Origin of the sequence: Pseudomonas sp. St316 (genome assembly GCF_018325905.1) — a bacterium.
GTDB lineage: Bacteria > Pseudomonadota > Gammaproteobacteria > Pseudomonadales > Pseudomonadaceae > Aquipseudomonas.
Genome location: NZ_AP021901.1, coordinates 1,269,223 through 1,287,314 on the forward strand (window position 1 = coordinate 1,269,223; position 18,092 = coordinate 1,287,314).

An 18,092-nucleotide genomic window follows, 5' to 3' on the forward strand; every position below is an offset into this window, starting at 1 on the left:
GGGTAGCTAGAGGCGGATATTTCAGAGGCGTTGTGCTAGTTTTGCCCGGTCTTACGCGAAGTCACTGCGTTAAGCGTGCATTCAGCATCTGTCAGGTCGAACCAAACCCGGTTTTCGGCATCTATTACCCCGATCCGTCGCGGTGATTGCCGAGGGTGCCTGATCAATAGAGATCGGGCTCGATGGCTGACACTGCACTCTGCAATCCATATGAATTTGATAGGGAAGGAACACTACATGGCTCTTACTAAAGACCAACTGATCGCTGATTTGGCTGAATCTGTAGATGCACCAAAAGCTACCGTGCGTGCTCTGCTGGACCAATTGGGCCAAGTCGTTGCCGATCAGCTGGAAAATGGCGGCGAAATCACTCTGCCAGGTGTTGGCAAGCTGAAAGTCACCGAGCGTCCTGCCCGTACCGGCCGCAACCCTTCGACTGGCGCTGCCATCGAAATCGCTGCCAAGAAAGTGATCAAGCTGGTTGTGGCCAAAGGCCTGACCGACGCGGTCAACAAGTAAGACCGCAGTAAAAAAACCGTGCCTCGGAGCGATCCGGGCACGGTTTTTTATTGCCTTGAAAAAATGCTCTGTGGCGAGGGGATTTTGTGGGAGCAAGGCTTGCCCGCGACACGGGCGATGCGATCTTCCTGAAACCGAGTCGCCTTAATCGCGGGCAAGCCTGGCTCCCACTCAGTCCTTGCGAACCCAACGCGACTGGCGCCAAGCCTGTTGCTGCGCCTCGGTCTGGAAGGTCCAGGCCACGAAACGACTCTGCTTCTGGCCCTGGGACATCTCCACCACCTGGCTGTGCAGCGCACCGGCCCTTTTCAGCGCGGCTTGGATCGCCGGCAGGTTCGACGCCTTTGACACCAGGGTGCTGAACCACAGCACTTGTCCGGCCAGCTGCGCGCTTTCGCCGATCAGTTGCGTCACGAACCGGGCTTCCCCACCCTCGCACCACAACTCCGCAGCCTGACCGCCGAAATTCAGCACCGGCAGCTTGCGTTTCGGATCGGCCTTGCCCAGTGCCCGCCACTTGCGCTGGCTGCCCTTGGTGGCTTCCTCCAGGGAGGCATGGAACGGAGGGTTGCACATCGTCAGGTCGAACCGTTCGCCGTCCTCCAGCAGGCCCAGGAGAATCTGCTTGCGGTTGGCTTGCTGGCGCAACTGGATGGCTTTGTTCAACCCATTGGACTGGACGATGGCCTTGGCCGAGGCGATGGCCGTCGGGTCGATCTCCGAACCGAGGAAGTGCCAGCGGTAGTCACTGTAGCCGATCAACGGATAGACACAGTTGGCGCCGGTGCCAATGTCCAGCACCTTGACCGCCGCCCCGCGGGGGATTTCACCGGCGTTGTGGCTGGCGAGCAAATCGGCGAGGAAGTGTACATAGTCCGCCCGGCCTGGCACCGGCGGGCACAGGTAGTCGGCCGGGATATCCCAGTGGGCGATGCCATAGAAAGCTTTGAGCAACGCCCGATTGAACACTCGCACGGCTGCGGGGCTGGCAAAGTCGATGCTTTCCTTGCCGTAGGGGTTGATGATCACGAACTTCGCCAGTTCCGGCGTGCTCTTGATCAGCGCGGGGAAGTCGTAGCGGCCCTGGTGGCGGTTGCGCGGATGCAAGCTGGCCTTCTCACGCGGTGCCACGGCTTTGGCCTGCGGGGTGGACTTGGGCTTCTGGCGGGCAGGTTTAGGTGTGCGGGGGGCGGTCATGGGCGAGTCGATTCGGGGGAGGGTTCAAAAAGTGGCGGACATTGTCCCACATCCAGCCCAGTCTGGATGACTGCGCGGTTTAAATGTGGGAGCGAGCTTGCTCGCGATGACGGCGGTACATTCCACAGTGATGCAAGCTGACCCACTGCTATCGCGAGCAAGCTCGCTCCCACAAGGGATCTTCACTGTTTGGAAAAAAGTGCCAGGCATAAAAAAGGAGGTCCAATAGGACCTCCCTTTTCATTGCGAATCGCCGTTACAGGCTGGAGATCCGCCCATGCTGCTCGGCCAGCTTGCCCAAGGCCTGCTGTGCCTCGGCCAGTTTGGCCCGTTCCTTCTCGATGACTTCGGCCGGCGCCTTGTCGACGAAGCCGGCGTTGGACAGCTTGCCGCCGACCCGCTGCACTTCGCCTTTGAGGCGCAGGATTTCCTTGTCCAGGCGCGCCAGTTCCGCAGCCTTGTCGATCAGGCCCGCCATTGGCACCAGCACTTCCATCTCGCCGACCAGGGCGGTGGCCGACAGCGGTGCTTCTTCGCCGGCCGCCAGGACCGTCACCGATTCAAGCTTCGCCAGTTTCTTGAGCAGCGCCTCGTTTTCGTTGAGGCGGCGCAGGTCTTCGGTGCTGGCGTTCTTCAGGAACAGGGCCAGTGGCTTGCCCGGACCGATGTTCATTTCGGCACGGATGTTACGCAGGCCCAGCATGAAGGTCTTGAGCCATTCGATGTCGTCTTCGGCCGCTGGATCGATGCGGCTTTCGTTGGCCACCGGCCAAGGTTGCAGCATGATCGTCTTGCCTTGGGCGCCTGCCAGCGGTGCGATGCGCTGCCAGATTTCCTCGGTGATGAACGGCATGAACGGATGCGCCAGGCGCAGCGCCACTTCCAGCACGCGCACCAGGGTGCGACGGGTGCCGCGTTGGCGTTCGACCGGTGCGTTTTCGTCCCACAGCACAGGCTTGGACAGCTCCAGGTACCAGTCGCAATACTGGTTCCAGATGAATTCGTACAAGGCTTGTGCGGCCAGGTCGAAACGGAACTGGTCCAGTTGGCGAGTCACTTCGGCTTCGGTGCGTTGCAACTGGGAAATGATCCAGCGATCGGCCAGGGTCAGTTCAAAGGCTTCGCCGTTCTGGCCGCAGTCTTCGCCTTTATCCAGCACGTAGCGCGCGGCGTTCCAGATCTTGTTGCAGAAGTTGCGATAGCCTTCGACGCGGCCCATGTCGAACTTGATGTCGCGACCGGTGGATGCCAGCGAGCAGAAGGTGAAGCGCAGGGCGTCGGTGCCGTAGCTGGCGATGCCCTCGGCGAATTCTTCGCGGGTGGCTTTCTCGATCTTCTTCGCCAATTTGGGCTGCATCAGGCCTGAGGTGCGTTTTTGCACCAGGGTTTCCAGGTCGATGCCGTCGATGATGTCCAGCGGGTCGAGGACGTTGCCCTTGGACTTGGACATCTTCTGGCCCTGGCCGTCGCGCACCAGGCCATGGACGTAGACGGTCTTGAACGGTACCTGTGGCGTGCCGTCCTCGTTTTTCATCAAGTGCATGGTCATCATGATCATCCGGGCGACCCAGAAGAAAATGATGTCGAAGCCGGTGACCAGCACGTCGGTGGAGTGGAATTTCTTCAGGAACTCGGTCTGTTGCGGCCAGCCCAGGGTGGAGAAGGTCCACAGGCCCGAGCTGAACCAGGTGTCGAGTACGTCGTTGTCCTGTTGCAGCGCCACGTCCGGGCCGAGGTTGTGCTTGGCGCGGACTTCGGCTTCATCACGGCCAACATAGACCTTGCCCGACTCGTCGTACCAGGCCGGGATGCGATGGCCCCACCACAGTTGACGGCTGATGCACCAATCCTGGATGTCACGCATCCACGAGAAGTACATGTTTTCGTATTGCTTGGGCACGAACTGGATGCGGCCGTCTTCCACGGCGGCAATCGCCGGCTCCGCCAGCGGCTTGGTGGACACGTACCACTGGTCGGTCAGCCACGGTTCGATGATGGTGCCGGAGCGGTCGCCTTTCGGGACTTTCAGGGCGTGATCGTCGACGCTGACCAGCAGGCCGGCGGCCTCGAACGCCGCGACGATTTGCTTGCGTGCTTCGAAGCGGTCCAGGCCGGCGTATTGCGCCGGGATCTGGGCGTCGACGCTTTCGTTCAGCGTGCCGTCGAGGTTGAATGCCTGGGCAGCCGGCAATACGTTGGCGTTCTTGTCGAAGATGTTCAGCAGCGGCAGATTGTGGCGCTTGCCGACTTCGTAGTCGTTGAAATCGTGGGCCGGAGTGATTTTCACGCAGCCGGTGCCGAATTCGGGGTCGCAGTAGTCGTCGCCGATGATCGGGATGCGACGGCCAACCAGGGGCAGTTCGACGAACTTGCCGATCAGTGCCTGGTAGCGTTCATCGTTCGGGTTCACCGCCACGGCGGAGTCGCCCAGCATGGTTTCCGGGCGCGTGGTGGCGACGATCAGGTAATCCTTGCCATCGGCGGTCTTGGCGCCGTCGGCCAGGGGGTATTTCAGGTTCCACAGGAAACCTTTCTCGTCGTGGTTTTCCACTTCGAGGTCGGAAATGGCCGTGTGCAACTTGGTGTCCCAGTTGACCAGGCGCTTGCCGCGATAGATCAGCCCGTCTTCATGCAGGCGCACGAAGGCTTCCTTCACTGCTTCCGAAAGCCCGTCGTCCATGGTGAAGCGCTCGCGGCTCCAGTCCACGGACGAGCCGAGGCGACGGATCTGGCGGCTGATGTTGCCACCGGACTCGTCTTTCCATTCCCAGACTTTCTCGAGGAATTTCTCGCGACCCAGGTCATGGCGATTCTGGCCCTGGGCTTCGAGGCGACGTTCCACCAGCATTTGCGTGGCGATACCGGCGTGGTCGGTCCCTGGCTGCCACAAGGTGTTGCGACCTTGCATGCGGCGAAAACGGATCAGCGCGTCCATGATCGCATTGTTGAAACCGTGGCCCATGTGCAGGCTGCCGGTGACGTTTGGCGGTGGGATCATGATGGTGTAGGAATCGCCCGCGCCTTGCGGAGCGAAATAATTCTCGGACTCCCAGGTGTTGTACCAGGAAGTTTCAATGGCGTGCGGCTGGTAGGTCTTATCCATGCGCGGCGGGACCCTATTGGCATTTATTCAGGAAAAGCCGGGAAGTATAGCGGGCGGGGCGGGTGCAAGCCACAGGCTGCGAGCAGCAAGTCGGGCCTATGTGTGGGTATTGAGAACCCTGTGGGAGCGAGCTTGCTCGCGATAGCGGCGGTTCAGCCTGCACTGATAGTGGATGTGCCGGCCCCATCGCGAGCAAGCTCGCACACAGGGTGTCCGGCGATCAGCAGATCGGTGGGTTACTCGTACTGGCTCAGCAGCCGCTCCATCCTTGCATCCAGGCGGCGCTTGATCTCGGTCTCGATGTGCGGGGCGAAGTCGTCGATGACGTCTTGCAGGATCAGTTGTGCGGCGGCGCGCAGTTCGCTGTCCAGGTGCAGCAGGGCGTCGGGACCCTTGGGCTCGACCTTGGCGGCGGGCTCGGGATCGGGTTGGCCGTTGATCGGGTCGAACAGCAGGGGAATCTGTTCGTCATGCACCGGCTCGTGCACGACCGTGTCGGTCAGCAGCGGTGGTTGCAGGTTGTCGTCGCCGAGCAGTTGGCGGATCGACTCGAGGTCATCCAGCAGGTGCGCAGGCTTTTGTGGCGGTTTTGGAGTGTCCATCGTAGGGCTCAGAGTCGCTGTAAACGGTGGTCTTGCAGAGGATAGCCCTGTTCGCGGTAGAAACGGAAACTCTCCCGCGCGGCTTGTCGGATGGCTGGGTCTTCGACCACCACTTCTGCCACACGGGCGAAGCGCTGGGCAAAGGCCGGTACTTTCAGGTCGAGGTTGACCAGCAGGTCCTGGTGCTGGCCGCAGTCATCTCCCAGCCCCAGCACGATCAACCCCTCGGGTTCGTTTTCGGCTGGGCCGTGGGGCACGAAGCTCTCGCCCTTGAAAGCCCACAGGCGTGCGTCAAGGTCCTCGCGCTGGGCGGCATCGCTGCAATGCAGATAGATGCTGTGCCCCATGCGCCAGGCCTTTTCAACGAGCTTGCAGGCGAAATCCAGCCGCGCCGAAGGATCGGCGCTGGGCAGGATATAGAAATCGACTTTGGTCATTGCGGTTCCTGAGCCGTCGATGACGCCACCCGAAGGCGACGTCCGCGACGGTCATCGGTGTCAGGCCTTGGCGCGGTCCAGCAGGTATTGGGTCAGCAGCGGAACCGGACGACCGGTGGCGCCCTTGTCCTTGCCGCCGCTGGTCCACGCCGTGCCGGCGATGTCCAGGTGCGCCCAGTTCAAGTTCTTGGTAAAGCGCGACAGGAAGCAGGCTGCGGTGATGGTCCCGGCTTTCGGGCCGCCGATGTTGGCGATGTCGGCGAACGGGCTGTCCAGTTGTTCCTGGTACTCGTCGAACAGTGGCAACTGCCAGGCGCGGTCGTCGGCCTGTTGGCCGGCGCTGAGCAGTTGGCCGATCAGCTCATCGTTGTTGCCCAGCAGGCCCGAGGTGTGGGAACCGAGGGCGACGATGCAGGCGCCGGTCAGGGTCGCGATGTCGATCACCGCTTGCGGCTTGAAGCGCTCGGAGTAGGTGAGGGCATCACACAGCACCAGGCGGCCTTCGGCGTCGGTGTTGAGGATTTCCACGGTCTGGCCGCTCATGGTGGTGACGATGTCACCCGGACGCGAGGCGGTGCCGCTGGGCATGTTCTCGGCGCAGGCCAGGATGCACACCAGGTTGATCGGCAGTTGCAGTTCGAGCACGGCGCGCAGGGTGCCGAACACGCTCGCGGCGCCGCCCATGTCGTACTTCATCTCATCCATGCCGGCACCCGGCTTGAGGCTGATGCCGCCGGTGTCGAAGGTGATGCCCTTGCCGACCAGTGCGTACGGTTTCTCGGATTTCTTGCCACCGTTGTATTGCATCACGATCAGGCGTGGCGGCTGGGCGCTGCCCTGGCCGACGGAGTAGAACGAACCCATGCCCAGGTCCTTGATCTTCTTCTCGTCGAAGACTTCGACCTTCAGGCCCTTGAATTCCTTGCCCAGCGCCTTGGCTTGCTCGCCGAGGAACGTCGGGTGGCAGATGTTCGGCGGCAGGTTGCCCAGGTCGCGGGTGAACGCCATGCCGTTGGCAATTGCGGTGGCGTGGGTCACGGCACGCTGGACTTCAGCCTGCGCGGCCTTGATGGTCAGCAGGGTGATTTTCTTCAGGGCGCGGGGTTCGGCTTTCTGGCTCTTGAACTGGTCGAACTGGTATTGGCCATCCACCAGGGTTTCGGCCAGCAGGCGGTTCTTGCCGTAGCTGTCGCGGCCCTTGACCACCAGCTCGTCCAACGCCAGGGTGGCATCAGCGCCGCCAAGGCCCTTGAGGGTGCCCAGCACGCCGGCAATGATTTTACGGAACGGACGGTCGCCCAGTTCAGCGTCCTTGCCCACGCCCACCAGCAATACGCGTTCGGCCTTGAGATTGGGCAGGTTGTGCAGCAACAGGCTCTGGCCGACTTTGCCGGCCAGGTCGCCGCGCTTGAGCACGGCGCTGATGGCACCGCCGCTCAGGGTATCGAGCTGGGTGGCGACCACGCCGAGTTTGCGGTTTTCACCGACGGCAACTACCAGCGCGGCGGTTTTCAACGTTTCTGGGCTGACGCTTTTTACAACCAGTTCCATGTCCGGATCCCTGAGTCAGTGGTCAAGAGGCCAGGCGCCGAGACAATGGCGCACTGAGCAAGCTTCTTCTATATAAAAGAAACGCCGGTGTTTGCCGGCGACAAAGGCCGCAGTTTGAACCCCGGCGGCCGGGCCTGACAACCCTCGGAGCCCTTAACTTTTTGGCTTTAAGTGCCGGCTTAAAGCGTGCGAAGTGACAGGCGCCTCCAATCACAGGATAATGCGCCTCTTTTTTCGACGGTTCGCGTTGGCGGGCCGGCTCGATACGTTTGCTTGTTTGGCCGCCCAGCCTGACAACCCTGGAGTGTCTGGTTTGATCGTCTTTCGTTATCTATCCCGCGAAGTCCTGCTGACCCTGAGCGCCGTCAGCGCCGTGCTGCTGGTCATCATCATGAGCGGGCGCTTCATCAAATACCTCGCCCAGGCGGCCTCCGGCGCCCTGGACCCGGGCTCGTTGTTCCTGATCATGGGGTTCCGCCTGCCGGGCTTCCTGCAACTGATCCTGCCGCTGGGGTTGTTCCTCGGCATCCTGCTGGCTTACGGGCGCTTGTACCTGGACAGCGAGATGACCGTGCTGTCGGCCACCGGCATGAGCCAGCAACGCCTGTTCCGCATCACGCTTTTCCCGGCCGCGCTGGTTGCGCTGATGGTGGCGTGGCTGAGCCTGAGCCTGTCGCCCCAGGGCGCCAACCAGTTCCAATTGCTGATCAACCAGCAGGACGCGATGACCGAATTCGACACGTTGGTGCCGGGGCGTTTCCAGGCGCTGCGCGACGGGACGCGGGTCACCTACACCGAACAGCTGTCGGAAGACCGGGTCGACCTGGGCGGTGTCTTCATTACGCAAAAAAACTTGTCTTCGGACACCAAGAAGGACCGTGGCATTTCCGTGCTGGTGGCCGAGAAGGGGCGCCAGGAAATCAGCCCCGAAGGCAATCGCTACCTGATCCTGAAAAACGGCTATCGCTATGACGGCAAGCCCGGGCAGGCTGATTACCGGGCCATCAAGTACGACACCTATGGCGTGCTGCTGCCCAAGCCGGAAGTCAGCGAAGAAGTCACCGACCGCGACGCAATGCCCACCGCCAGTCTGCTGGGCAGCAATGACATCCGTGCCCGCACCGAGCTGCAGTGGCGCCTGTCGCTGCCGCTGCTGGTGTTCATCGTGACCCTCATGGCGGTCCCGCTGGCGCGGGTTAACCCACGCCAGGGCCGTTTCCTCAAGTTGCTGCCGGCGATTCTCCTGTACATGGCTTACCTGACTATCCTGATTTCCGCCCGCAGTGCCCTGGAGAAAGGCAAGATCCCGCCCGCGTTGGGCCTGTGGTGGGTGCACGGAATTTTCCTGGTCATCGGCCTGGGGCTGCTCTATTGGGAGCCTTTGCGCCTGAAGCTGGCCAGTCGTCGCAGCGCGCTGGAGGTGGCCCGTGGTTAAACTCGACCGCTACATCGGCAGCAGCGTGTTCATGGCGATCCTTGCGGTACTGGGGATCATCCTTGGCCTGGCGACCCTGTTCGCCTTCATCGACGAGATGAGCGACGTCAGTGACACCTATACCCTGGCAGACGTGGCGAGCTACGTACTGCTGACCGCTCCGCGCCGGCTCTACGACATGCTGCCGATGGCTGCGCTGATCGGCTGCCTGATCGGCCTGGGCAGCCTGGCCAGCAACAGCGAACTGACCATCATGCGCGCCGCCGGCGTGTCCATCGGTCGGATCGTCTGGGCGGTGATGAAGCCGATGCTGGTGCTGATGCTGGTGGGTGTGCTGATCGGCGAATACATCGCTCCGGCCACCGAAAATACCGCCCAGGCCAATCGCTCCCTGGCCCAGGGTGGCGGTGATGCGCAAAGCGCCAAGCACGGCCTGTGGCACCGTCAGGGCGACGAGTTTATCCACATCAACTCCGTCCAGCCCAACGGCATCCTCTATGGCGTGACCCGCTATCGTTTCGACGACCAACGGCACATGCTCTCGTCGAGCTTTGCCAAGCGCGCCAATTTTGCCGAGGATCACTGGCAATTGAGCGATGTCACCACCACCCTGTTCCATGACAAACGCACCGAAGTGGTCGCCGCCCCGCAAGAGCGTTGGGACGTGTCGATCAGCCCACAGTTGCTCAGCACCGTGGTGATGGCGCCGGAGTCCCTGTCGATTACCGGTTTGTGGGGCTATATCCACTACCTGGCAGACCAGGGCCTGAACAACGGTCGCTATTGGCTGGCTTTTTGGGTCAAGGTGTTGCAACCGTTGGTCACCGCCGCCTTGGTGTTGATGGCGATTTCCTTCATTTTCGGCCCGCTGCGTTCGGTGACCCTGGGTCAACGGGTGTTTACCGGCGTGCTGGTGGGCTTCACTTTCCGTATTGCCCAGGATTTGCTGGGGCCGTCGAGCCTGGTGTTTGGCTTCTCGCCGCTGTTTGCGGTGCTGGTGCCGGCCGGTGTCTGTGCGTTGGCTGGGCTCTGGTTGTTGCGCCGCGCGGGTTGAACTACGGCTGTAGAAGGGGCTGTGGGAGCAAGGCATGTGGGAGCAAAGCTTGCTCGCGACACAGGCGACGCGGTCTTTCAGAAACCGAGGTGGCCGTTTCGCGAGCAAGCTTTGCTCCCACTTGCCCGGTGTATCAGGTACAATTCCCGGCTATTTTTCGGCGGGCTATGCCTGCAGCCTTTTTGAGTGTTGATCCGTGAGTGATTTGAGTCATATCCGCAATTTCTCCATCATCGCCCACATTGACCATGGCAAGTCGACGCTGGCCGATCGCTTCATCCAGATGTGCGGCGGCCTGGCCGAGCGTGAAATGGAAGCCCAGGTCCTGGACTCCATGGACCTGGAGCGTGAACGCGGGATCACCATCAAGGCCCACAGCGTTACCCTCTATTACAAGGCCCGCGACGGCGTCACCTACCAGCTGAACTTCATCGATACCCCGGGCCACGTCGACTTCACCTATGAGGTCAGCCGGTCGCTGGCGGCCTGTGAAGGTGCGCTGCTGGTGGTCGATGCTGGCCAGGGCGTCGAAGCCCAGTCGGTCGCCAACTGCTACACGGCCATCGAGCAGGGCCTGGAAGTCATGCCGGTGCTGAACAAGATCGACCTGCCCCAGGCCGATCCGGACCGCGTGAAGGAAGAAATCGAGAAGATCATCGGCATCGACGCCACCGACGCGGTCACCTGCAGCGCCAAGACCGGCCTGGGCGTGGACGAAGTGCTCGAACGCCTGGTCACCACCATTCCCGCGCCAACCGGCAACATCGAAGATCCGCTGCAAGCGTTGATCATCGACTCCTGGTTCGACAACTACCTGGGCGTGGTCTCCCTGGTTCGCGTGCGCCATGGCCGCGTGAAGAAGGGCGACAAGATCCTGGTCAAGTCCACCGGCAAGATCCACCTGGTGGACAGCGTCGGTGTATTCAATCCGAAACACTCCGCCACCGTTGACCTGAAGGCCGGTGAAGTGGGCTTCATCATTGCCGGCATCAAGGACATCCACGGGGCGCCGGTCGGTGACACCCTGACCTTGAGCTCGACCCCCGACGTCGATGTGCTGCCAGGTTTCAAACGCATTCAGCCACAGGTCTATGCCGGCCTGTTCCCGGTCAGCTCCGACGACTTCGAGGATTTCCGCGAAGCCCTGCAAAAGCTGACCCTGAACGACTCGTCCCTGCAATACACCCCGGAAAGCTCCGACGCCCTGGGCTTCGGCTTCCGTTGCGGGTTCCTGGGCATGCTGCACATGGAAATCATCCAGGAGCGCCTGGAGCGCGAGTACGACCTGGACCTGATCACCACGGCGCCGACGGTTATTTTCGAGCTGCTGCTCAAGAGCGGCGAAACCATCTACGTCGACAACCCGTCCAAGCTGCCGGACCTGTCGGCCATCGAAGACATGCGCGAGCCGATCGTGCGGGCCAACATCCTTGTGCCTCAGGAGCACCTGGGTAACGTCATTACCCTGTGCATCGAGAAACGTGGTGTGCAGCACGACATGCTGTTCCTCGGCACGCAGGTCCAGGTGACCTACGACCTGCCGATGAACGAAGTGGTGCTGGACTTCTTCGATCGCCTCAAGTCCACCAGTCGCGGCTATGCTTCGCTGGACTACCATTTCGATCGTTACCAATCGGCTAATCTGGTGAAGCTGGATGTGCTGATCAACGGCGAGAAGGTCGATGCCCTGGCATTGATCGTGCACCGTGACAACGCGCACTACAAAGGTCGTGCGTTGACCGAGAAGATGAAGGAACTGATTCCGCGGCAGATGTTCGATGTGGCAATCCAGGCCGCCATTGGCGGGCAGATTGTGGCGCGTACAACCGTCAAGGCGCTCAGAAAGAACGTATTGGCCAAATGCTACGGTGGCGACGTCAGCCGTAAGCGCAAGCTGTTGGAAAAGCAGAAGGCCGGTAAAAAACGCATGAAGCAGGTCGGTAACGTGGAAATTCCACAGGAAGCCTTCCTTGCGGTGCTCAGGTTGGATAGTTAGGTCCTATGTCGCTAAATTTCCCGCTGTTGCTGGTTATCGCCGTGTTTGTCTGCGGCCTGTTGGCGTTGCTTGATCTGTTGTTCCTGGCGCCCCGGCGTCGGGCGGCCATCGCCTCCTATCAGGGCAGCGTCAGCCAGCCTGATGGTGTGGTGATCGAAAAGCTGAACAAGGAACCGCTGCTGGTCGAATATGGCAAGTCGTTCTTCCCGGTGCTGTTCATCGTGCTGGTGCTGCGCTCGTTCCTGGTGGAACCGTTCCAGATCCCGTCCGGCTCGATGAAGCCGACCCTGGACGTGGGCGACTTCATTCTGGTGAACAAGTTCTCCTACGGGATCCGCCTGCCGGTGATCGACAAGAAGGTCATCGAGGTGGGTGACCCGCAACGCGGCGATGTCATGGTGTTCCGCTTCCCGAGCGACCCGAACGTCAACTACATCAAGCGAGTGGTCGGCCTGCCGGGCGACACGGTTCGCTACACTGCCGACAAGCGCCTGTTCGTCAATGGCGAATCGGTGGCCGAACAGTTGCTCGGCTCCGAGCCGGGTACGCTGGGCAGTGCCGAGCTCTACCGGGAAAAACTCGGCGAGGCCGAGCACCTGATCCGCAAGGAGATGAGCCGCTACCGCGCTACACCGGACCATTCGTGGACCGTGCCGGCGGGGCACTACTTCATGATGGGCGACAACCGCGACAACTCCAACGACAGCCGGTACTGGGATGATCCGAACATTCCCAAGGACCTGCTGGGCATGGTCCCGGACCGGAATATCGTCGGCAAGGCCTTTGCTGTCTGGATGAGCTGGCCGGAACCCAAACTCAGTCACCTGCCGAATTTCTCGCGGGTTGGCCTGATCAAGTAATCACACGCGGCGCTGTTGAACACAGCGCCGAATGCTTTTCTGGAGCCTGTGCAAGGTTGCCCGAAGGCATGAAGCCAACGATAGTCAGGACGTATTTTTGAACACAGCGTTAATTGTCCCAAGCCAACGGTGCCTTGCCACCGTGGCGGTGGAATCCAGCCACGAACTCAGCGTGGGTAAACCGTGAGCGTTTCTCTAAGCCGTCTCGAGCGTCAGCTCGGCTACACCTTCAAGGACCAGGACCTGATGCTCCTGGCCCTCACTCACCGCAGTTTTGCCGGGCGCAACAATGAACGCCTGGAATTTCTCGGTGATGCCATCCTCAACTTCGTGGCCGGTGAGGCGCTGTTCGAGCGTTTCCCGCTGGCCCGCGAAGGCCAGTTGTCGCGTTTACGCGCACGTTTGGTAAAAGGTGAGACCCTGGCTGTATTGGCCCGTGGTTTCGACCTGGGCGATTACCTGCGCCTGGGCTCCGGGGAGTTGAAAAGCGGCGGTTTCCGTCGCGAGTCGATCCTGGCCGATGCCCTGGAAGCGTTGATTGGCGCGATCTACCTGGACTCAGGCATGGAAATGGCGCGCGAACGCGTGCTGGCCTGGCTGACGTCCGAGATCGACAGCCTGACGCTGGTGGACACCAACAAGGACCCGAAGACCCGTTTGCAGGAATTTCTGCAATCGCGCAGTTGCGAGCTACCGCGCTACGAAGTCGTGGATATCCAGGGTGAGCCGCATTGCCGTACCTTCTTCGTCGAATGCGAAGTTGTCCTATTGAATGAAAAAAGCCGGGGTCAGGGTGTGAGTCGTCGTATTGCCGAACAGGTAGCGGCCGCCGCAGCACTGATTGCCCTGGGTGTGGAGAATGGCAATGACTGATACAACCGTCACCCGCTGCGGCTATGTCGCCATTGTCGGTCGGCCGAACGTGGGCAAGTCCACGCTGCTGAACCACATCCTGGGCCAGAAGCTGGCGATCACCTCGCGCAAGCCCCAGACCACTCGCCACAACATGCTGGGCATCAAGACCGAAGGCGCCGTGCAGGCGATCTACGTCGACACCCCGGGCATGCACAAGGGCGGGGAAAAGGCCCTGAACCGCTACATGAACAAGACTGCCTCGGCGGCGTTGAAAGACGTCGACGTGGTGATCTTCGTGGTCGACCGCACCAAGTGGACCGAAGAGGACCAGATGGTCCTCGAACGCGTTCAGTACGTGACAGGTCCCTTGATCGTGGCGCTGAACAAGACCGATCGCATCGAAGACAAGGCTGAACTGATGCCGCACCTGACCTGGTTGCAGGAACAGTTGCCGAACGCCCAGATCATCCCGATCTCTGCCCAGCACGGCCATAACCTCGACGCGCTGGAGCGGGTGATTGCCGAGCACCTGCCGGAAAACGATCATTTCTTCCCCGAAGACCAGATCACCGACCGCAGCAGCCGTTTCCTCGCCGCCGAGCTGGTGCGTGAGAAAATCATGCGTCAGATGGGCGCCGAGTTGCCCTACCAGATCACGGTCGAGATCGAAGAGTTCAAGCAGCAGGGCAAGACCCTGCACATTCACGCGTTGATCCTCGTCGAACGTGACGGCCAGAAGAAAATCATCATTGGTGACAAGGGCGAGCGTATCAAGCGCATCGGCACCGAGGCGCGCAAGGACATGGAGCTGTTGTTCGACTCCAAGATCATGCTCAACCTGTGGGTCAAGGTGAAGGGCGGCTGGTCCGATGATGAGCGGGCGCTGCGGTCGTTGGGTTACGGCGACCTCTGATCGCACAACCGGATATACCGAGAACCATTGTGGGAGCGAGCTTCTGTGGCGAGGGAGCTTGCTCCCGCTGGGCTGCGAAGCGGCCCCGGGTCCTCGATTCCTACGCCACATAGCCTGGTTATACGACTGCTTCGCAGTCGAGCGGGAGCAAGCTCCCTCGCCACAGGGTTCTTCAACCACTGATGTCTTGTTGATATTCAGGCCTGTAATGTCCTCCAACCAACCCATCGCCCAACCCGCCTACGTCCTGCACTCTCGCGCCTATCGCGAAAGCAGCGCCCTGGTGGATTTCCTCACGCCGCAAGGGCGGTTGCGGGCGGTGTTGCGTGGGGCGCGGGGCAAGGCCGGGACGCTGGCGCGGCCGTTCGTGCCGCTGGAGGTCGAGTTCCGTGGCCGGGGCGAGTTGAAAAACGTCGGTCGCATGGAAAGCAACGGCGTCGCGGCCTGGCTCAACGGCGAGGCATTGTTCAGCGGCTTGTACCTCAATGAACTGCTGATCCGCCTGCTGCCGGCTGAAGATCCCCACCCGGCCGTCTTCGACCACTACGCCGCCACGCTGCTGGCCCTGGCCGAAGGTCGTCCGTTGGAGCCGCTGCTGCGTTCGTTCGAATGGCGGCTGCTCGATGACCTGGGCTATGGCTTCGCGCTGAACACTGACCTGCACGGCGAACCCATCGCGGCCGACGGCCTGTATCGCTTGCAGGTGGATGCCGGCCTGGAGCAGGTCTACCTGTTGCAGCCGGGGCTGTTCAACGGTGCTGAGCTGCTGGCCATGGCCGAAGCCGACTGGAGTGCACCGGGCGCCTTGTCGGCGGCCAAGCGGTTGATGCGCCAGGCCCTGGCCGTGCATCTGGGCGGGCGGCCACTGGTCAGTCGCGAGCTGTTTCGCAAGCCCTGATCAACCCGTATGCTGTGGGTCGACTATTCGTCCATTCAGGAGCCTTTTCGTGAGCACCAGCAATCGCATTCTTCTCGGCGTGAACATCGACCATGTTGCCACCCTGCGCCAGGCCCGCGGTACGCGTTACCCGGATCCGGTCAAGGCCGCACTGGACGCGGAAGAGGCGGGCGCCGACGGCATCACCGTGCACCTGCGTGAAGACCGTCGTCACATCCAGGAGCGAGACGTGCTGCTGCTCAAGGATGTGCTGCAAACCCGCATGAACTTCGAAATGGGCGTGACCGAAGAGATGATGGCGTTCGCCGAGCGCATCCGCCCAGCGCACATCTGCCTGGTGCCGGAGACTCGCCAGGAACTGACCACCGAAGGCGGCCTCGACGTGGCGGGGCAGGAGGCGCGGATCAGCTTGGCAGTGGAGCGCCTGTCGAAGATCGGCGCCGAGGTATCGCTGTTCATTGATGCCGACGAACGGCAAATCGAGGCGGCCAAGCGGGTCGGCGCGCCAGCCATCGAACTGCATACTGGCCGTTATGCCGATGCCGAAACACCAACGGATGTGGCCGATGAGCTGCAACGCGTGGCCGACGGCGTCGCCTTCGGCCTGGCCCAAGGTCTGATCGTCAACGCCGGCCACGGCCTGCACTATCACAACGTCGAGGCCGTCGCGGCCATCAAGGGCATCAACGAACTGAACATCGGCCATGCACTGGTGGCCCATGCGTTGTTCGTCGGATTCAAATCGGCGGTGGCGGAGATGAAAGCGCTGATCCTGGCTGCCGCCAAACCCTGACCCTGCCACCACATCCTGCGAGAGCTAGCCTGTGGGAGCAAAGCTTGCTCGCGATAGCGGACTGACAGTCAAACCATTATCGCGAGCAAGCTTTGCTCCCACAGACCTGCTCCCACAGACCTGCTCCCACAGTAAGGGGTGTGTAGGGCTATCAGAGCTGCGGTGTTTCCGTACTGGGCTTGCTCTTGTCGACACCCGGCACGTGCAGGTTGCCCTCGGCCACCTGGTTGCCTTCAAGCTGTGGCTGCGTCACCCAGGTCAGGATGTCGTAGTAGCGACGGATGTTCGCCACGAAATGCACCGGCTCGCCGCCCCGGGCGTAGCCGTAGCGGGTCTTGCTGTACCACTGCTTCTGGGACAGGCGCGGCAGGATCTTCTTCACGTCCAGCCACTTGTTCGGGTTCAGCCCTTCCTTGGCCGCCAGTTTGCGGGCGTCGTCCAGGTGACCGCTGCCCACGTTATAGGCGGCGAGGGCGAACCAGGTGCGGTCCGGCTCCTCGATGCTTTCATCCAGTTGGTCCTTCATGTAGGCCAGGTACTTGGCGCCGCCCATGATGCTTTGCTTCGGATCCAGGCGGTTGGACACGCCCATGGCCTGGGCGGTGTTCTGGGTCAGCATCATCAGGCCGCGCACGCCGGTCTTGGACGTGACCGCCGGTTGCCACAGCGACTCCTGGTAGCCAATCGCGGCCAGCAGGCGCCAATCGACTTTTTCCTGCTTGGCGTAGGCCTTGAAGTGCTGTTCGTATTTGGGCAGCCGCTGCTGCAAATGCTGGGCGAACGTGGTGGCGCCCATGTAGCCGAGGACATCGACGTGCCCGTAATAGCGGTCCTTGAGGCGTTGCAGCGTGCCGTTCTTCTGCACCTTGTCGAGGTAGCTGTTGATCTCGTTGAGCAGGCTGTTGTCGTCGCCGGGGGCCAGCGCCCAGCTTTGGCTGCGGGCGTCACCCAGGTCAAAGGCCACGCGCACGTTGGGGAAGTACACCTGGTTCATCGCCACTTCGTTGGAATCCACCAAGGTCAGGTCGATCTGGCCTTCATCGACCATGCGCAGCAGGTCGACCACTTCCACCGCATCGGACTCTTCGTACTCGATGCCCGGGTACTGCTGCTTCAACTGGGCCAGTTGTTCGGCGTGGGTACTGCCCTTGAGTACCATGATCTTCTTGCCGGCGAGGGCGGCGGCATCGGTGGGGCGTGACTGGCCGTTGCGGTAGATGACCTGCGGGGTGACTTCCAGGTAGGAATGGGAAAAACGCACCTGTTTCTTGCGCTGCTCGCTGCTGACAAGGCCGGCGGCGGCCAATACCGGGCCGTTGGGCTTGCCGATCTGGCTGAACAGGTCGTCGAGGTTGTCGGCGGTCTCTATCTTCAGTTCCACCCCCAAATCGTCGGCGAAACGCTTCACCAGCTCGTATTCGAAGCCGGTTTCACCGTTACGATCCTCAAAGTAGGTGGCGGGGCTGTTTCGGGTAACCACCCGCAGCACGCCATCCTCCTTTACGCGCTCCAGTGTGTTGGGTTTCTCAACACAACCACTGAGCACCAGGAAGAGTCCGGTTGCGATCAGCCATCTGGCATATCGCGGACGCAAAGCCGTTGGGGAAAACATCTGCGCAGTATACGCAAACGGCCCTTGCCGCCATATCTCGACAGCAAAAGGCCAGTCTGCTAGCCATTGCAAAACTTGTCCGCAGCACCGGCCGGCCGGGGGCGCAGGGCTTTGCGTCGCTGAAAAATATCTCTGCGAAAACCTTGGCGCGGGTGTCCAATTGCGCCGTGCGCGCCAAGGCCGACATTCGGCTAGCACCGCGCGTGCCGTTTCGGGTGCCGTCGGCGGCGGTTTAGGCTAGAATGCACGGCCTCAAAGCACACCCCC

Annotated in this window: 15 protein-coding genes; 9 read left to right on the forward strand and 6 right to left on the reverse strand. The window is 61.4% G+C overall.

The genetic code is table 11. From position 1 onward, the window contains the following. The first annotated feature begins 237 nt into the window (after positions 1-237). Complete coding sequence (locus KI237_RS05645) at positions 238-519, forward strand: HU family DNA-binding protein (protein WP_058544106.1); 282 nt, start codon at positions 238-240, stop codon at positions 517-519. Between the two features lie 171 nt (positions 520-690). On the opposite strand, the gene rlmF is transcribed toward KI237_RS05645, so the two are convergent. The 5 genes from rlmF to KI237_RS05670 form a co-directional block, all read right to left on the reverse strand. Further along, positions 691-1,716: a 23S rRNA (adenine(1618)-N(6))-methyltransferase RlmF gene (gene rlmF / locus KI237_RS05650; RefSeq protein ID WP_212799136.1), complete on the reverse strand. Its 1,026-nt coding sequence runs from the start codon at positions 1,714-1,716 to the stop codon at positions 691-693. 256 nt (positions 1,717-1,972) lie between these two features. Then, the gene (locus tag KI237_RS05655) at positions 1,973-4,819 is read right to left on the reverse strand and encodes a valine--tRNA ligase (RefSeq protein WP_212799137.1); all 2,847 of its coding nucleotides are present in this window, start codon (positions 4,817-4,819) and stop codon (positions 1,973-1,975) included. 236 nt (positions 4,820-5,055) lie between these two features. After that, positions 5,056-5,421, reverse strand: coding sequence for a DNA polymerase III subunit chi (locus tag KI237_RS05660; RefSeq protein ID WP_212799138.1), 366 nt, complete (start codon positions 5,419-5,421; stop codon positions 5,056-5,058). Between the two features lie 8 nt (positions 5,422-5,429). Next, positions 5,430-5,858 carry a DNA polymerase III subunit chi gene (locus KI237_RS05665; RefSeq protein ID WP_212799139.1) on the reverse strand — a complete coding sequence of 143 codons (429 nt, stop codon included), beginning with the start codon at positions 5,856-5,858 and terminating at the stop codon, positions 5,430-5,432. Between the two features lie 60 nt (positions 5,859-5,918). After that, positions 5,919-7,409, reverse strand: a complete 1,491-nt coding sequence (locus KI237_RS05670) for a leucyl aminopeptidase (protein WP_212799140.1) — start codon at positions 7,407-7,409, stop codon at positions 5,919-5,921. A 313-nt stretch (positions 7,410-7,722) separates the two neighbouring features. On the opposite strand from KI237_RS05670, the gene lptF reads away from it, so the two are divergent. The 8 genes from lptF (at position 7,723) to pdxJ (ending at position 16,213) form a co-directional block, all read left to right on the forward strand. Continuing rightward, a complete protein-coding gene (gene lptF, locus KI237_RS05675; protein WP_212799141.1) occupies positions 7,723-8,844 on the forward strand; it encodes an LPS export ABC transporter permease LptF in 1,122 nt (373 codons plus the stop codon). Then, the gene (gene lptG, locus KI237_RS05680) at positions 8,837-9,898 is read left to right on the forward strand and encodes an LPS export ABC transporter permease LptG (RefSeq protein WP_212799142.1); all 1,062 of its coding nucleotides are present in this window, start codon (positions 8,837-8,839) and stop codon (positions 9,896-9,898) included. The genes lptF and lptG overlap by 8 nt, the downstream gene beginning before the upstream one ends. 196 nt (positions 9,899-10,094) lie before the next feature. Beyond that, the gene (lepA, locus tag KI237_RS05685) at positions 10,095-11,894 is read left to right on the forward strand and encodes a translation elongation factor 4 (protein ID WP_212799143.1); all 1,800 of its coding nucleotides are present in this window, start codon (positions 10,095-10,097) and stop codon (positions 11,892-11,894) included. A gap of 5 nt (positions 11,895-11,899) precedes the next feature. Next, positions 11,900-12,754, forward strand: coding sequence for a signal peptidase I (lepB, locus tag KI237_RS05690; protein WP_063324533.1), 855 nt, complete (start codon positions 11,900-11,902; stop codon positions 12,752-12,754). A 183-nt stretch (positions 12,755-12,937) separates the two neighbouring features. Then, complete coding sequence (gene rnc, locus KI237_RS05695) at positions 12,938-13,627, forward strand: ribonuclease III (protein WP_057448995.1); 690 nt, start codon at positions 12,938-12,940, stop codon at positions 13,625-13,627. Beyond that, positions 13,620-14,522, forward strand: coding sequence for a GTPase Era (gene era, locus KI237_RS05700; protein WP_003205264.1), 903 nt, complete (start codon positions 13,620-13,622; stop codon positions 14,520-14,522). Before rnc ends, era begins: the two co-directional genes overlap by 8 nt. Positions 14,523-14,730: 208 nt before the next feature. After that, positions 14,731-15,420, forward strand: a complete 690-nt coding sequence (recO, locus tag KI237_RS05705; RefSeq protein WP_212799144.1) for a DNA repair protein RecO — start codon at positions 14,731-14,733, stop codon at positions 15,418-15,420. A 49-nt stretch (positions 15,421-15,469) separates the two neighbouring features. Further along, entirely contained in the window at positions 15,470-16,213 is a 744-nt protein-coding gene (gene pdxJ / locus KI237_RS05710) for a pyridoxine 5'-phosphate synthase (protein ID WP_212799145.1), read from the forward strand. Between the two features lie 151 nt (positions 16,214-16,364). On the opposite strand, the gene mltF is transcribed toward pdxJ, so the two are convergent. After that, entirely contained in the window at positions 16,365-17,825 is a 1,461-nt protein-coding gene (gene mltF, locus KI237_RS05715; RefSeq protein WP_212799146.1) for a membrane-bound lytic murein transglycosylase MltF, read from the reverse strand. Positions 17,826-18,092 lie beyond the last annotated feature (267 nt).

Excerpts from the sequence above, each read along its gene's own strand:
- KI237_RS05645 (WP_058544106.1), top strand. The coding sequence starts at position 238 with ATGGCTCTTACTAAAGACCAACTGATCGCTGATTTGGCTGAATCTGTA.
- rlmF (WP_212799136.1), bottom strand. The coding sequence starts at position 1,716 with ATGACCGCCCCCCGCACACCTAAACCTGCCCGCCAGAAGCCCAAGTCC.
- KI237_RS05655 (WP_212799137.1), bottom strand. The coding sequence starts at position 4,819 with ATGGATAAGACCTACCAGCCGCACGCCATTGAAACTTCCTGGTACAAC.
- KI237_RS05660 (WP_212799138.1), bottom strand. The coding sequence starts at position 5,421 with ATGGACACTCCAAAACCGCCACAAAAGCCTGCGCACCTGCTGGATGAC.
- KI237_RS05665 (WP_212799139.1), bottom strand. The coding sequence starts at position 5,858 with ATGACCAAAGTCGATTTCTATATCCTGCCCAGCGCCGATCCTTCGGCG.
- KI237_RS05670 (WP_212799140.1), bottom strand. The coding sequence starts at position 7,409 with ATGGAACTGGTTGTAAAAAGCGTCAGCCCAGAAACGTTGAAAACCGCC.
- lepB (WP_063324533.1), top strand. The coding sequence starts at position 11,900 with ATGTCGCTAAATTTCCCGCTGTTGCTGGTTATCGCCGTGTTTGTCTGC.
- era (WP_003205264.1), top strand. The coding sequence starts at position 13,620 with ATGACTGATACAACCGTCACCCGCTGCGGCTATGTCGCCATTGTCGGT.
- recO (WP_212799144.1), top strand. The coding sequence starts at position 14,731 with ATGTCCTCCAACCAACCCATCGCCCAACCCGCCTACGTCCTGCACTCT.
- mltF (WP_212799146.1), bottom strand. The coding sequence starts at position 17,825 with ATGTTTTCCCCAACGGCTTTGCGTCCGCGATATGCCAGATGGCTGATC.